The sequence below is a fragment of the Pseudomonas sp. FSL R10-1350 genome, assembly GCF_009600525.1.
Classification (GTDB): Bacteria; Pseudomonadota; Gammaproteobacteria; order Pseudomonadales; family Pseudomonadaceae; genus Aquipseudomonas; species Aquipseudomonas helleri.
The window spans coordinates 20,122-33,824 of record NZ_WIVR01000058.1 but is presented as its reverse complement, the minus strand read 5'-3'; the positions used below and the strand labels follow the sequence as shown (position 1 = coordinate 33,824).

At 61.2% G+C, this 13,703-nt stretch carries 13 protein-coding genes; 3 read left to right on the top strand and 10 right to left on the bottom strand.

Annotation, left to right across the window (positions count from 1 at the left end):
- A partial coding sequence (locus GHO25_RS20540; protein WP_153392056.1) for a DUF3482 domain-containing protein occupies positions 1 to 356 on the top strand: 356 nt, incomplete at its 5' end.
- A 106-nt stretch (positions 357 to 462) separates the two neighbouring features.
- Here the strand turns inward: GHO25_RS20540 and GHO25_RS20535 are convergent.
- From GHO25_RS20535 to GHO25_RS20505, 7 genes are all read right to left on the bottom strand, one after another.
- On the bottom strand, positions 463 to 1,020 hold the full coding sequence (locus GHO25_RS20535; protein WP_153392054.1) for a phosphonate degradation HD-domain oxygenase: 558 nt from the start codon (positions 1,018 to 1,020) through the stop codon (positions 463 to 465).
- Complete coding sequence (locus tag GHO25_RS20530) at positions 1,020 to 2,141, bottom strand: TIGR03364 family FAD-dependent oxidoreductase (protein ID WP_153392052.1); 1,122 nt, start codon at positions 2,139 to 2,141, stop codon at positions 1,020 to 1,022. Before GHO25_RS20530 ends, GHO25_RS20535 begins: the two co-directional genes overlap by 1 nt.
- 117 nt (positions 2,142 to 2,258) lie before the next feature.
- Positions 2,259 to 3,281 (bottom strand): putative 2-aminoethylphosphonate ABC transporter substrate-binding protein, encoded by a 1,023-nt coding sequence (locus GHO25_RS20525; RefSeq protein ID WP_153392050.1) that lies wholly within the window; start codon positions 3,279 to 3,281, stop codon positions 2,259 to 2,261.
- A 25-nt stretch (positions 3,282 to 3,306) separates the two neighbouring features.
- Positions 3,307 to 5,031, bottom strand: a complete 1,725-nt coding sequence (locus GHO25_RS20520; RefSeq protein WP_153392048.1) for a putative 2-aminoethylphosphonate ABC transporter permease subunit — start codon at positions 5,029 to 5,031, stop codon at positions 3,307 to 3,309.
- 1 nt (position 5,032) lies between these two features.
- A complete protein-coding gene (locus GHO25_RS20515) occupies positions 5,033 to 6,109 on the bottom strand; it encodes a putative 2-aminoethylphosphonate ABC transporter ATP-binding protein (protein ID WP_153392046.1) in 1,077 nt (358 codons plus the stop codon).
- 195 nt (positions 6,110 to 6,304) lie between these two features.
- Positions 6,305 to 7,168 (bottom strand): LysR family transcriptional regulator, encoded by an 864-nt coding sequence (locus GHO25_RS20510; protein ID WP_178110163.1) that lies wholly within the window; start codon positions 7,166 to 7,168, stop codon positions 6,305 to 6,307.
- Positions 7,169 to 7,184: 16 nt separating this feature from the next.
- A complete protein-coding gene (locus tag GHO25_RS20505; protein ID WP_153392044.1) occupies positions 7,185 to 9,470 on the bottom strand; it encodes a heavy metal translocating P-type ATPase in 2,286 nt (761 codons plus the stop codon).
- A gap of 84 nt (positions 9,471 to 9,554) precedes the next feature.
- Here GHO25_RS20505 and cadR point away from each other — a divergent pair, with 84 nt between their 5' ends.
- A complete protein-coding gene (cadR, locus tag GHO25_RS20500) occupies positions 9,555 to 10,004 on the top strand; it encodes a Cd(II)/Pb(II)-responsive transcriptional regulator (protein WP_153392042.1) in 450 nt (149 codons plus the stop codon).
- A 120-nt stretch (positions 10,005 to 10,124) separates the two neighbouring features.
- Here cadR and GHO25_RS20495 read toward each other — a convergent pair whose 3' ends face one another.
- Genes GHO25_RS20495 through GHO25_RS20485 form a run of 3 tightly spaced genes read right to left on the bottom strand, consistent with a single transcriptional unit; the run spans position 10,125 to position 12,748 of the window.
- Positions 10,125 to 11,096, bottom strand: coding sequence for a thymidylate synthase (locus GHO25_RS20495; RefSeq protein ID WP_153392040.1), 972 nt, complete (start codon positions 11,094 to 11,096; stop codon positions 10,125 to 10,127).
- A 50-nt stretch (positions 11,097 to 11,146) separates the two neighbouring features.
- Entirely contained in the window at positions 11,147 to 11,953 is an 807-nt protein-coding gene (gene lgt / locus GHO25_RS20490; protein WP_048390936.1) for a prolipoprotein diacylglyceryl transferase, read from the bottom strand.
- Positions 11,954 to 11,965: 12 nt separating this feature from the next.
- Positions 11,966 to 12,748 carry a sulfite exporter TauE/SafE family protein gene (locus GHO25_RS20485; protein WP_048371054.1) on the bottom strand — a complete coding sequence of 261 codons (783 nt, stop codon included), beginning with the start codon at positions 12,746 to 12,748 and terminating at the stop codon, positions 11,966 to 11,968.
- A gap of 120 nt (positions 12,749 to 12,868) precedes the next feature.
- Between GHO25_RS20485 and GHO25_RS20480 the strand changes: the two genes are divergently transcribed.
- Entirely contained in the window at positions 12,869 to 13,615 is a 747-nt protein-coding gene (locus GHO25_RS20480) for an NRDE family protein (RefSeq protein WP_153392038.1), read from the top strand.
- The last annotated feature ends 88 nt before the right edge of the window (positions 13,616 to 13,703 follow it).

Here is a 13,703-nt window from a genome sequence, read left to right as displayed (position 1 = left end):
CCGCAGCACTGGCCGGGGCGATTGCCGGAGGCGCGCTGCAAACGGCGCGCAGCTATGGCAGCCGCTTGCTGGGCAAGCTCAAGGGCCAGCGCGAATTGACCGTGGACGACAGCGTATTGCGCTTGCTGGCCTTGCGTCAGCGCCAGTTGCTGCACGCGCTAAACGCACGCGGGCATGCAGCCGTCGACAGCATCCAGGTCGCCACCCCGCAGGACAAAACCTGGCGCGAAGGCAAACTGCCCGAGCCGCTCAACAAAGCCCGGGCGTACCCGCAATGGTCATCGCTCAACCCGCACCCCAAATTGAGCCAGGCCGAGCGCCAGGAGCAGATCGAGTTGCTGGCCGAGCAAATCTGACTACGGCACCTCTTCTGTGGGAGCGGGCTTGCTCGCGATACAGGCAACACGGTGCATCCGCTAAAACGCGGTGATTTCATCGCGAGCAAGCCCGCTCCCACAAGGGTTAGGTGTTTAACAGGTTCAAGGCTTTGGCCTTGAGCAGTTGCAGGTCGATGAGCGGGGCGTGCAGTTGCTTGGCCTGTTCATCCCACAGGCGCATGCGCAGGCTAAGCCCGCACAGTGGGTCTTGTTCAAAGGCAGCGGCCTCGGCTTCGCTCATCACGCCGCCCTGGTAACCCAACGTCCTGATACTGGCTTCGCTCAACAGGTCGTAATAGCCCGGTTGGCGCAACGTCAGGTAGCGCTTGGCCTGCACGTGGTATTCCACCAGTTTGGCCATGCGCTCACTGAAACCCGCCTGACGCAGGTAATCGGCGCCCACCTGTTCATGGCTGACCACGCCGTATCCGCCCATGTTCAGCGCATCTTTGACGCACAAATGCCCAATGTCATGAAAGAACGCGGCCAATACCACTTCATCGTCATGCCCTTCGGCCATCGCCAACTGCGCCGCCTGGGACATGTGTTCGAGCTGTGACACCGGCTCGCCGATGTAATCGTCGGTGCCGAACTGCTGATACAAGGCAAAAACCCGCTCTACCGCCAGTTGTGCCGGGGTCATCACGCCTCCTCCAGCAAACGCGCGATGTTGCGCTCGGCCATCGCCGGGCCAACGCTCATGCCCACGCCGGTTTGCATCAAGGCGGCGCTCAGGCCCGGCTCCACCGGCAGCCAGGTAAACGGCTTGGCCCCGCGCGCGCCATAAACGCCTTGCCAGCGCTCCATCACCTGCACTTCACAGCCGAGCGTGTCTTCGCACAATTGCAGCATCCAGTTATCGACCTGTTCGGCGTTAAACGGTGATGGATCGCTGTCGTAATGGTGTGAGTCACCGACGATCAGCTCGCCGTAGGGCGTCGGGCTGATCAACAAGTGAATGCCGTGCTCATCCAGGTACGGGCTGTCGCGCAGGATCTCGGCCTGCACCGCGGCCGCTTCCGGCAAATCGGCAAAGGCGCCGTAATGCACGCAACTCAGGCCGGTGAGCAAGGCGTGTTGCAGCTGCAAGTCGATTGTTGGCCGCACCCGCAGCATTTGCAGGCGACAGACCTGCGGGTTGAGCGTCGCCAGTGGCTCGGCCAGCAGGGTTTGATAGTCGTGCCCTGAACAGACAATCACCTGCGCGCCTTTAAAGCTGCCCGCCGTGGTGTGAACCTGCCCCGGCTCGACGTCGCGCACCAGGGTTGAAAAGTGAAACTCGACGCCGAAGTCGCGCTGCAGGTACTGCACCAGCGCCGGAATGGCCTCACGCGAATACACCTGTTGGTCGTCCAGCCCGTGCAACGCGGCGCGATGGTGGTTGAACTGGCCGCCGTAGAGGGCGTCCAGTTCAGCACCACGTAGCAGTTCGGCGCGGTAACCGTGTTCACGGGCACGGCCTTGGCAAAAGGCCTCCAGCAGGTGTTCTTCAGCCTCGGTGCGGGCAAACAGGTACGCGCCGTTGCGTTTGAGGTCAAAGCCCGCCTGCTGCGCCCACTCGCCCCAGATACCCCGGCTGGCCCGGGCCAGATCGAGCATCACCCCCGGTGGCTGGCCGGTGACCAGCGCCTGGCCGAAGTTGCGCACCGACGCGCCCAAGGGCGTGAGTGTGCGTTCGAAGACATGGACCTTAAGCCCGCGTTTGGCGGCCGCGTAGGCATGGGACAAACCCAGAATGCCAGCGCCGACGATAAGAATAGTCATACACCTGTCCTGAAGAGCACATCCAATCCCTGTAGGAGCGAGCTTGCCTCGCGATCTTTTAAAAGATCAAAAGATCGCGAGGCAAGCTCGCTCCTACAGGGTCAGGTTACTGAAGAGTTATTCGGCCACTTTCTCGGACTTGCCGTCATAGCGTTTGCGCCATTCGGTCAAAATTTGATCGCGGTTTTTTGAGGCCCAGGCGAAGTCGTTTTTGATCAGGCGTTGCTCATAGTCAGCCGGCAATTCGGTCTGCGGCTTGGCAATGCCGGGCTGCGCGAGCACGGCGAAGTTCTCTTTATATAGCTCCATCGCCGCCGGGCTGGCCGAGAAGTCAGCGAGCTTTTGCGCCGCTGCTTCATGGGGCGTGCCTTTAATCACGGCTGTGGCTTCGATCTCCCAGCCCAGGCCTTCTTTAGGCAGGATGATGTCCAGTGGCGCGCCCTGGCGCTTGAGCTGCACAGCCGGGTATTCAAACGAAATGCCAATCGGGAACTCGCCCGAAGCGGCCAATTTGCACGGCTTGGAACCGGAGTGAACGTACTGGCCGATGTTCTGGTGCAGGCCGTCCATGTACACCCAGCCCTGCTTCTCGCCAAAGGTTTGCAGCCACGCGCTCACGTCCAGAAAGCCCGTGCCGGAAGACGCCGGGTTCGGCATCACGATCTTGCCCTTGTACTCGGGCTTGGTCAGGTCTTGCCAGCTTACCGGCTTGCTCAGGCCCTGCTTTTCGGCCTCAACCGTGTTGAAGCAAATGATCGCGGCCCACACGTCCATGCCAACCCAGGCCGGTGGATTGGCAGGGTCACGGTAGTTGGGGCCGATCTTGGCCAGGTCTTGCGGTGCGTAGGGTTGCAGCATGCCTTGCTGATCAAGGATCGCCAGGCTCGACGCCGCCAGCCCCCAGACCGCATCCGCCTGCGGGCGGTCTTTTTCAGCGAGCAGTTTGGCGGTGATGATGCCGGTGGAGTCACGCACCCACTTGATCTCAACGTCCGGGTTGGCCTTCTCGAAAGCTTGTTTGTAGCTCTTCAGTTGCTCGGCTTCGAGGGCGGTGTAGACGGTTAGCTCGGTTTTTGCGGCAAAGGCGTTAACGCTGAAAGCGGTGAGGACAGCAGCGACAAGAGCAAGAGGCTTGAACATGGTGCGGTTCCTTGAGGTGGAAGGGTTATTGCGCCGGTGCGCCTTGGCGCCAGGCTTGGGAGCGGCGCAACACGCCGCGTGAAGCCCAGGCCAGGAGCAGGGACACGCCAATGGAGGTCAGTAAAATCAGGGTCGACATGGCCGCCGCTCCGCCTACATTGCCGGCGTCGTCCATGTTCAGCACCGCCACCGCCGCGAGGATGGTGTCGGGGCTGTAAAGGAAGATCGCCGCCGACACGGTGGTCATCGCCGAGACGAACAGGTAGCGCACGATGTCCAGTAGCGCGGGCAGGCAAATCGGGACGGTGACGCGCCAGTAATGGCGGTACAACGGCGCCTTGAGCGACAGCGCAGCGGCTTCGAACTCGCCATCAAGCTGGCGCAATGCGGTGGTGGCGGTCATTTGCGCAGTGGTCAAATAGTGAGCAATGGTGCACACCACCAGCAGCGCCATGGTCCCGTAGAACACATGCAGCGGGTTGCCCGGCAGGTTGAAGAAAAACACGTAGCCCAACCCCAGCACCAAACCCGGCACCGCCATGGGGATAAAGCTGAGCATGCGCAGCACCAGGTTCAGGCGCTTCTGGGTGTGGGTTTTTTCCATCAGGTAGGCGCCGGTGAAGATCACCGCGCTGCCGATCAGCGCCGTGCACAAGGCCATGGTCACGCTGTTGCGGTAGGCCAGCCAGCCGCCACCGGCGGTGTCATTGAACTGGTAGTGGTTGAGGGACAGCGACAGGTTGTACGGCCAAAATTTGACCAGCGACGAGTACACCGCCATCCCGAACACCAGCAGCAAGGCGGCGCAGATCAGCAACGCGATGGCCAGGTAGCAGCCATCTCGCAGCCTCGAAGGCACCGGCTTGAACACCTGGGCACGGCCGCTCATGGCGTCGCCGTGCTGACGGCGCAGCCAGGCATCGACGCCGAAGCTGAACAGCGCGGGCAACAGCAAGACCATGCCGATCAAGGCGCCGCGACCAAATTGTTGCTGCCCGACCACCGCTTTGTAGGCTTCCAGCGCCAGCACCTGATAGTCGCCACCCACCACCACGGGCACGCCGAAGTCGGTGATGGTCAGGGTGAACACCAGGCAAAACGCCGCGAACACGGCCTGACGCGTGCCCGGCCAGGTGATGCTGCGAAAGGCTTTGAATGGCCCCGCGCCCATGCTCGATGCCGCATCAAACAACCGGGCATCGGCCAGTGACAAGGCGGACAGCAGAATCATCAGGGCATGGGGAAAGGTGTAGATCACCTCGCCGAGGACGATGCCCCAGAAGCCGTAGATGTTGTCTGCAATCAGCCCGCGCAGCAGGCCCTGATTGCCGAACAAATACACCAGGGCAATGCCCGGCAACATCGACGGCGCCATCAGCGGCAGCAACGACAACCCGCGCCAGACGCGTTTGCCGGGGATCAAGGTACGTTGCAGCGCGTAGGCAAACAGGTACGCCAGCGGTACGACAATCGCCGCCACGCTGAGCGACACTTTGAGGCTGTTACCCACCAGCCAATGAAAGTTATCGCTGGTCACCAGCTCCCGCGCGGCGACCCAACCACCGCCCTGGCCGTCTTGCGCACTGAAGCCGCGCCAGAAGATCGCCAGCAACGGCATCAGCACGGCAATGGCCAATAACAGCAGCAACAGCAGTTTGCCGCCGAGGACAAACAACGTGTCGCCCCGTTCAGCCCGCGCAGCGTTACGGGCCAGGGTGTCGGACAGGGGCAAGGTCATTGGCGCGGCCATGTCAGGCAAACACCTGAAGGCTGTTCGGCGGCAAGGCGACGAAGATGTCCTGGGCGCCGAGACGCGGCAAATCCTGGCTGCCGACTTCGGCGGTGAGCGGGTGGCCCGGCAGGTGGTTGAGTTCGAAGCTCATGCGGCAGCGATTGCCGAGGAAGGTGATGTCCCGCACCCGTGCCGGGAACAGGTTTTCTTCGTGCAACAACGGGTTCACGCTGATTGCCTCGGGGCGACAAAACAGCCGCCCCGACTCGACGTGCCCGGCGTCGGCCGCCAAGCGCATGTTGACCCCGCCGACCTGCGCGTAAGTGCCGCTGTTGTGGTCAAACGGCAGCCAGTTGCCTTGCCCGACAAACTCGGCAACAAAGGGCGTGGCAGGCTTGTTGTAGATCTCTTGTGGGGTAGCGTACTGCTCGACCTTGCCGTTGTTCATCACGGCGATGCGGTCGGCCATCAGCATGGCTTCGTCCTGGTTGTGGGTCACCATCAAGGTGGTGATGCCCAGGCTGCGCTGCAATTGGCGCAACTCGGTGCACAAATGCTCGCGCACCCGGGCATCCAGCGCCGACATCGGTTCGTCGAGCAGCAACAGCGACGGTGCAGGCGCCAAAGCGCGGGCCAGGGCGACTCGCTGCTGCTGACCGCCGGACAGTTGGCCGGGGAATTTCTTTTCGCTGCCCGTGAGGCCCACCAGTTCGAGCATCTCGCTGACGCGCTTGCGCACCACGTCGCGGTTGCTGCCGGCCAGGCCGTAGGCGATGTTGGCCTCAACGGTCAGGTTGGGGAACAGTGCGTAGGACTGAAACAGGATCCCGTAGTCCCGTGCTTGCGGGGCGAGGTCTGAGACATCCCGTGAACCGAGGTACAAAACGCCATCGTCCTGACGTTCCAGTCCGGCGATGCAGCGCAGCAAGGTGGTTTTGCCGCACCCTGAGGGCCCGAGCAGACACACCAGTTCACCCGCCGCCACCTCCAGCGAGACGTTGTCCAGCGCGGTAAAAGCGCCAAAGCGCTTGCTCACGTTGCGCACCTTCATCGGCACGCCGGGTTGGGTCAAAGGGGTTGCGTTCGAGCGGTTCATGGATGCACCTCATCAAGCAGATGGGGTCATCCTAGAGGCGCTATGCGTACAAGATGTGGCAGTCAGGCAAAAGCTGTCGATAGAGGTATTGGTGGATTTTGGAGTAATGCTCACAACATCCCTGTGGGAGCGGGCTTGCTCGCGAGCTTTTAAAAAGATCAAAAGATCGCGAGGCAAGCTCGCTCCTACAGGGGGTCAGGCCGGGGCCATTTCCTGCGCCAGCCCCAGAAAAGCCGCAGGCAAGCGCGCAGACTTTCGCTCTTTGAGGCAGTACAAATACTCGGCGATCATCGGCGCACCTTCGAGGGTCAGTACGCGCAGTTGCGGGTCGTGGGGGACTTCCTGGCGGGCGATGATGCTGATGCCGATACCGCGCAGCACCGCTTCGCGGATCGATTCGCGGCTGCCAATTTCCAGCAGCGGGCCAAAACCAACCCCGGCGCTGCTGAGCAGTTCTTCGGTCAATTTACGCGTGGTCGAGCCTTGCTCGCGCATCAGCAGGCAATGCCCGGCCAAGGCGCTCAGCGGCACGTGATCGAGCTTGGCCAACGGGTGATTGCGGTGCACCGCCACCACCAGCGGATCGGAGCCCAGAACCCGGCGTATCAGCCGTGGGTCTTCCAGCAACTGCGACGAGGCGGCGATGTCGACGCGGTATTCGTCCAGCGCTTCGAGCACTTGCTGGGAGTTACCAATGTCTACCGACACGACAATCTGCGGCAGGCGCTCGCGGAAGGCTTTGACCAGATCAAGGATGTAATACGGCGCGGTGGCGGCGATGCGCAACGTGCCGGTGCCGTGGCCGCTGTTGCGCAAAAAGAACTCGATATCGGCCTCTTGCTGCAACAGCGTTTTAACCATGGGCAGCAAGCGCACGCCTTCATCGCTGAGGGTCAGGCGCCGCCCGCCACGGTAGAACAGTTCTACACCGTACTGGCTTTCGAGCTGGCGGATCTGGGTGGTCACGGTCGGCTGGCTCAACCCGAGCTTTTTCGCCGCCTGTGTGATGCTGCCCAACTGGGCCACCCGGTAAAACGCTTTCAGCTCGGCACTCAGCACTGTGGCCTCTCTTGATCTATTTGCGCAGCAGGCGCAACCCGTTAAACACCACCAACAGGCTCACGCCCATGTCAGCAAAGACGGCCATCCACATGGTGGCCAAGCCCATGAAGGTTACCGCAAGAAAGATCGCTTTAATGACCAATGCCAAGGCAATGTTCTGTTTGAGGATGCTCGCGGTGTCCCGTGACAAGCGAATGAAAGCCGGTATTTTGCGCAGATCATCGTCCATCAGGGCGACATCTGCCGTCTCTATGGCGGTATCCGTACCGGCTGCCGCCATGGCAAAACCGATCTCGGCGCGGGCTAATGCCGGGGCGTCGTTGATGCCGTCGCCGACCATGCCCACGTGATGGCCCTGTGCATAAAGGGCTTCGATGGCTTTGAGTTTGTCCTCCGGCAGCAGGTTGCCCTGCGCCTGGTCGATGCCCACCTGGGCCGCAATCGCGTTGGCGGTGTGCGGGTTGTCGCCGGTCAGCATCAGGGTTTTGACCCCCAGCGCGTGCAGCTCGCGGATTGCTTCGCGGCTGGTTTGCTTGACCGTGTCGGCCACGGCGAACAACGCCATGGGGCCTGCGCTGTCGATCAGCAAGATCACGGTTTTGCCTTGTTCTTCCAACGCGAAGAGCTTCTCCTCAAGGGCGGGCGAGCACAGGCCCAGCTCTTCGATCAGGCGGTGGTTACCCAAGTGGTAAACCTTGCCGTCGATGTCGCCACGTACGCCACGCCCTGCCAGCGCCGTGAAGTTATCCACAGTACGCAGCGTCAGGTTTTTATCCACAGCGGCATTGGCCACGGCCATCGACACCGGGTGATCCGAACGCGAAGCCAGGCTTGCAGCCAGCAGCACCGCGCTCTCGGTGTGCAGCGGGTCGAGCGGCAGGTAGTCGGTTTGCACCGGCTTGCCGTGGGTGATGGTGCCGGTTTTATCCAGCGCCAAAAAGTCCAGCTTGTGGCCGCTTTCGAGGTACACACCGCCTTTGACCAGGATGCCTTTGCGCGCAGCGGCTGCCAAGCCGCTGACGATGGTTACCGGGGTCGAGATCACCAGCGCGCACGGGCACGCCACCACCAGCAGCACCAGCGCACGGTAGATCCAGTCGAACCACGTCTCGCCCATAAACAGCGGCGGGATAATCGCCACAGCCAAGGCCAGCAGAAACACCACCGGGGTGTAGATTTTGGAGAAGCTGTCGACAAAGCGCTGGGTCGGCGCACGGGCGCCCTGGGCTTGTTCCACCGCCAGGATGATGCGCGCCAGGGTCGAGTTGTTGGCCGCTGCGGTAACGCGAAACTCCAGCGAACCGGCCTGGTTGATGGTGCCCGCAAAGACTTTATCGCCCACGGTTTTTTCCACCGGCAGGCTCTCGCCGGTAATCGGCGCCTGATCGATACTTGAGCTGCCCGCCACCACTTCGCCGTCCAGGCCAATGCGCTCGCCGGGTTTAACCCGCACGATGGCACCCGGTTCGACGTCTTTAACCTCACGTTCCAGCCATGTGCCGTCGGCTTGCTGCACGGTGGCTTTGTCCGGAGCCATTTGCATCAGGCCGCTGATGGCGTTGCGTGCACGGTCCAGAGACTTGGCTTCGATCAGCTCGGCCACGGTAAACAGGAACATCACCATCGCCGCTTCGGGCCATTGGCCGATCAGCAGGGCGCCGGTCACGGCGATGCTCATCAGCGCGTTGATGTTCAGGTTGAGGTTTTTAAGGGCAATCCAGCCTTTTTTGTAGGTGGTCAGGCCGCCGCTGAAAATCGACACCAGCGCCACCAATGCAATGACCCAGGTCGGCGCTGCGCCGGTGAAGTGCAGCACTTCTGCCGCCAACGCACCGACACCGGACAGCGCCAACGGCCACCAGTGTTTTTTCGGCGCAGGCGACAGCGGCGCGTCAGCATCGGCGCCGGTTTGCAGCGGGTCGGCCTGCATGCCCAGGGATTTAATGGCCGCGACAATCGGATCAGTCGACGGCAGGTCGTGGGTCACCACCAGCACGCGATTGATCAGGTTGAACTCCAGCTGCTGCACACCGGCCAGCTTGCCCAGTTTGTTCTGGATCAGGGTTTGCTCGGTCGGGCAGTCCATGGCTTCAATGCGGAAACTGCTCAGGCGCGCGCCCATGGTGGGCGTGGCACTGAGCTTGATCACGCTCGGCCCGGCAGTGCTTGAACAGCAACTGTGCGCGTGGCTGGCGTGGTCGTGCTTTTCCTCATGGCCGTGGTCATGGTCATGGTCATGGTCATGGTCATGATCATGATCAGCGTGTGGTTTGTGCGAAGTGTGAATGGAGTCGCTCATCGGGTGCGTCCAAAAAGGTGCCTGTTGCCAAGTAAAGACCCTGTAGCCACTATAGGGTCAAGCATCCTTTGGGAGATAAGCGCGATGAAGATTGGTGAACTGGCGAAATTGACCGATTGTCAGGTCGAAACCATCCGTTATTACGAGCGTGAAGGCTTGTTGCCAGAGCCTGCGCGCAGTGACGGCAACTACCGTTTGTACACCCAGGCCCATGTCGAGCGGCTGACGTTTATCCGCAATTGCCGCAGCCTGGACATGACCCTCGAAGAAATCCGCAGCCTGCTCAATCTGCGCGACAGCCCGCAGGACCAATGCGAAAGCGTGAATGCGTTGATCGACGAGCACATCCACCACGTCAAGGCGCGCATTGATGGCTTGCAAGCTTTGCAGGTGCAACTGCTCGACCTGCGCCAACGCTGTGGCGAAGGGCCGGGGATGGATCAGTGCGCGATTTTGCAGCGTCTGGAAGTCAGCGGTTCAGTGGCAGCGCCAGAAGGCGAGCCAAGCCATGTGGGCAGAAGCCACGGGCATTAGGCCAACACCCTCGCCCCGTGGGAGCGGGCTTGCTCGCGATACAAACGACTCGGTGCTCTTTTAGACCACAGCGATTCGATCGCGAGCAAGCCCGCTCCCACAAGGCGCGAGGGACGCGGGTTACACCGCCATCGGCGCGGTCATGGGGGCGTGGTGCTGGTAGCCTTCGAGGCTGAAGTCACCCGGCTCGATCAGTTCCAGCCACTCCGGCTGGTAAACGCCGGTCTTGGCGAATTCCGGTACGCGGTCCGAGATCACCAGTTTTGGCATCGGGAACGGTTCGCGGGTCAGCTGTTCGTTGAGCATGTCCAAGTGGTTTTCATACACGTGGGCATCGCCAATGAAGTAGGTGAACCAGCGTGGCGTGTAGCCGGTCAGGCGGCCGATCAGGCTCAGCAACGCGGCGCCTTCGGTCAGGTTGAACGGCGTGCCCAGGCCCAGGTCGTTCGAACGGATATAGAGGGTCAGGGAGATTTCCTTGGTCTCAACGTTCGGGTGGAACTGGTAGAGCAGGTGGCACGGCGGCAGGGCCATTTCGTCGAGCTGGGCGCAGTTCCAGCCGTGGAACAGAATACGGCGGCTGCCCGGGTCATTGATGATCGTGTCGACGCACTGGCGTACCTGGTCGATGGCTTTGTACAGCACCACGTAGGCCGCGCCGTCTTCTTCACCTTCGGCGATCTGGCGATAACCCTGGCTCAGGCACAGCTCGATGGCGGCCTGGTTGCTGCGCGCCACTTGCTTGTAGGCTGGCCACTTGCGCCATTGCACGCCGTAGATCTCGCCCAGGTCGTCTTCGCCCTGACGGAACGGGTTGGCCAGCCATTGGGCGTTTTCGTTGGCGTTCTGGTCCCAGACCTTGCAGCCCAGCGCACGGAAGTCAGCCGCGCTGTTGACCGGGCGCAAAAAGCCGCACATCTCGCCAATCGCCGATTTGAACGCCATGCGGCGCGTGGTGATGGCCGGGAAGCCTTCTTTGAGGTCGTAGCGCAACATGGCGCCCGGCAGACTGATGGTCTTCACGCCGGTACGGTTGGCTTGCAAGGTGCCGTTTTTAATGACGTTGGCAACGAGGTCAAGATATTGCTTCATGGTTTTCCTAGCGTTTGAATGCAGGGCCGCGCGGGCCCTGCGATTCGAATTTAATGCGCAGCCTTTTGAGCCGCCGGATCACGGTTGTAGGCCAGCCAGATCAGGAACAGGCCGCCCGCGATCATCGGCAGGCAGAGGATTTGCCCCATCGTTACCCAGCCGAACGCCAGGTAGCCTAGCTGAGCGTCCGGCACGCGGACGAACTCGACGATGAAACGGAAGATCCCGTAAAACAGGGCAAACATCCCGGAAACCGCCATTGTAGGGCGAGGTTTGCGCGAGTACAGCCACAACACCAGGAACAGTGCCACACCTTCCAGGGCAAACTGGTAAAGCTGCGACGGATGGCGCGCCAACTGTTGTGGGTCAGTGGGGAAGATCATCGCCCACGGCACGTCGCTGGCCTTGCCCCACAACTCGCCATTGATGAAGTTACCGATACGCCCTGCGCCCAGACCAATCGGCACCACAGGGGCGATGAAGTCGAGGATCTGGAAGAACGATTTACCGTTGCGCTTACCGAACCACCAGGTCGCCAGCATTACGCCGATCAAGCCGCCGTGGAACGCCATGCCGCCTTTCCACACTTCAAAAATCAGCAGCGGGTTGGCGATGTAGGCGCTCAGGTCATAAAACAGCACGTAGCCCAGGCGGCCGCCGACTATCACGCCCATGGCCACCCAAAACACCAGGTCCGAGAGTTTCTCTTTGTTCCAGGTCGGGTCGAAGCGGTTGAGACGTCGCGACAGGATCAGCCAGGCGGCGCCAATGCCGATCAGGTACATCAAGCCGTACCAATGGATTTTCAGCGGTCCGATAGCCAATGCCACCGGGTCAATCTGCGGGTAAGGCAGCATTGCGACTCCTCGTTAGATCAGGAAACTCAAACCGACACAGAACAACAGTGCGGCAAACAGCCGTTTCAGCAGGCGCGGCGAAAGCTTGTGGGCCAAACGCGCACCGAAACGGGCAAAAAACATGCTGGTCAGGGCGATCCCGACCAACGCGGGTATATAAACAAACCCGAGACTATGCGCGGGCAAGTCAGGGTTGTGCCAGCCAATCATCATGAAACTTAACGCACCGGCAACCGCGATGGGCAGACCGCAGGCCGACGAAGTGGCCACGGCTTGCTGCATGGTCACGCCGCGCCAGGTCAAAAACGGTACGGTCAGCGAGCCGCCGCCGATACCGAAAATCGCCGACGCCCAGCCAATCACGCTACCGGCCAAGCTCAGACCCACCTTGCCCGGCACCGTTCGGCTGGCCTTGGGTTTTAGGTCCAGGGCCATTTGCAGGGCGATGATCACGGCAAACACGCCAATGATTTTCTGCAAGTGCGGGCCGGAGATCGCCTCGGCGGTCAATGCGCCTATCCCGGCCCCGACCAGAATCCCCAGGCTCATCCAGGCAAACAGAGGCCACAGCACCGCGCCTTTGCGGTTGTGCGCAATCACTGAGTTGATCGAGGTAAAGATAATGGTCGCCAATGACGTGCCAACGGCCAAATGGGTCAACACCTCGTTGCTGAAACCTTGCAAGGTGAAACTGAACACCAGCACCGGCACGATGATCAGCCCGCCACCGACTCCGAACAATCCGGCCAGTACCCCAGCGAAGCCCCCCAACACCAGATAGAGCAGAAATTCCATGACGCCCCCTATTTTTGATCCGCATGGTAACGGAGCAAGGGCTCGGGCTCCATCCCGCATGGCGTAACACGCAGGGGCAATCTATAAGTACAGTGATTAAAAAAACATTAAGGACTGCCCATGTGCCTGATTGTCTTCGCTTGGCGCCCCGGCCACGCACAGCCTCTGGTCGTTGCGGCCAACCGCGATGAATTTTATGCGCGCCCCACTAAACCGTTGGCCCAGTGGGTTGAAGCACCGCAGGTGTTTGCCGGGCGTGACCTGCAGGCAGGCGGCACCTGGCTCGGCATAGGGGCCAATGGCCGCTTTGCCGCACTGACCAATATCCGTGAACCGCACCAACCGCCCGGGCGGCATTCGCGGGGTGAGCTGGTGTCTGATTTTTTGAGTGGCAATCAGCACATTGCTGAGTATTTCGAGGATGTTGACCGACGAAGGCTGAGTTATGCCGGTTTTAACCTGCTGCTGGGGGATGGTGACCAGCTCTGGCATTTCAATTCCAAAGAGCTGGTGCCGCAGCCCTTGAGTGCGGGGATTTATGGCTTGTCGAATGCCGGGCTGGACACCCCGTGGCCCAAGCTGCTCAGGGCCAAGGCGGCGCTGGCCGAGGTGCTGAACGACCCGCAGCCGCAAGCCTTGCTGGCCCTGCTCAAAGACCCGCAAGCAGCGCCCTTCAATAAATTGCCGGACACCGGCGTCGGGCTGGCCACGGAGACGTTGTTGTCGAGTGTGTTTATCGCCAGCCCCAATTACGGCACCCGCGCCAGCACCGCGCTGATCGTCAATGCCGATGGTTCACGGGTGATGGTGGAGCACAGCTTCGGGCCGCTGGGCGGGCGTTTGGGTGAGGTGCATTTAACCTCGTAGCAGCTGCCGAGCTCAGCGAGGCTGCGTCCGATTGCGCAGCAATCGTAAATGCGAAGATCACGTTCTATCTGAAAGATCGTGATCGCCG

What these genes read in the sequence shown, in the direction of transcription:
- GHO25_RS20505 (WP_153392044.1), bottom strand. Translation starts at nt 9,470, where the DNA reads ATGAGCGACTCCATTCACACTTCGCACAAACCACACGCTGATCATGAT.
- GHO25_RS20485 (WP_048371054.1), bottom strand. Translation starts at nt 12,748, where the DNA reads ATGGAATTTCTGCTCTATCTGGTGTTGGGGGGCTTCGCTGGGGTACTG.
- GHO25_RS20495 (WP_153392040.1), bottom strand. Translation starts at nt 11,096, where the DNA reads ATGAAGCAATATCTTGACCTCGTTGCCAACGTCATTAAAAACGGCACC.
- GHO25_RS20535 (WP_153392054.1), bottom strand. Translation starts at nt 1,020, where the DNA reads ATGACCCCGGCACAACTGGCGGTAGAGCGGGTTTTTGCCTTGTATCAG.
- GHO25_RS20530 (WP_153392052.1), bottom strand. Translation starts at nt 2,141, where the DNA reads ATGACTATTCTTATCGTCGGCGCTGGCATTCTGGGTTTGTCCCATGCC.
- lgt (WP_048390936.1), bottom strand. Translation starts at nt 11,953, where the DNA reads ATGCTGCCTTACCCGCAGATTGACCCGGTGGCATTGGCTATCGGACCG.
- GHO25_RS20525 (WP_153392050.1), bottom strand. Translation starts at nt 3,281, where the DNA reads ATGTTCAAGCCTCTTGCTCTTGTCGCTGCTGTCCTCACCGCTTTCAGC.
- cadR (WP_153392042.1), top strand. Translation starts at nt 9,555, where the DNA reads ATGAAGATTGGTGAACTGGCGAAATTGACCGATTGTCAGGTCGAAACC.
- GHO25_RS20480 (WP_153392038.1), top strand. Translation starts at nt 12,869, where the DNA reads ATGTGCCTGATTGTCTTCGCTTGGCGCCCCGGCCACGCACAGCCTCTG.
- GHO25_RS20515 (WP_153392046.1), bottom strand. Translation starts at nt 6,109, where the DNA reads ATGAACCGCTCGAACGCAACCCCTTTGACCCAACCCGGCGTGCCGATG.
- GHO25_RS20520 (WP_153392048.1), bottom strand. Translation starts at nt 5,031, where the DNA reads ATGGCCGCGCCAATGACCTTGCCCCTGTCCGACACCCTGGCCCGTAAC.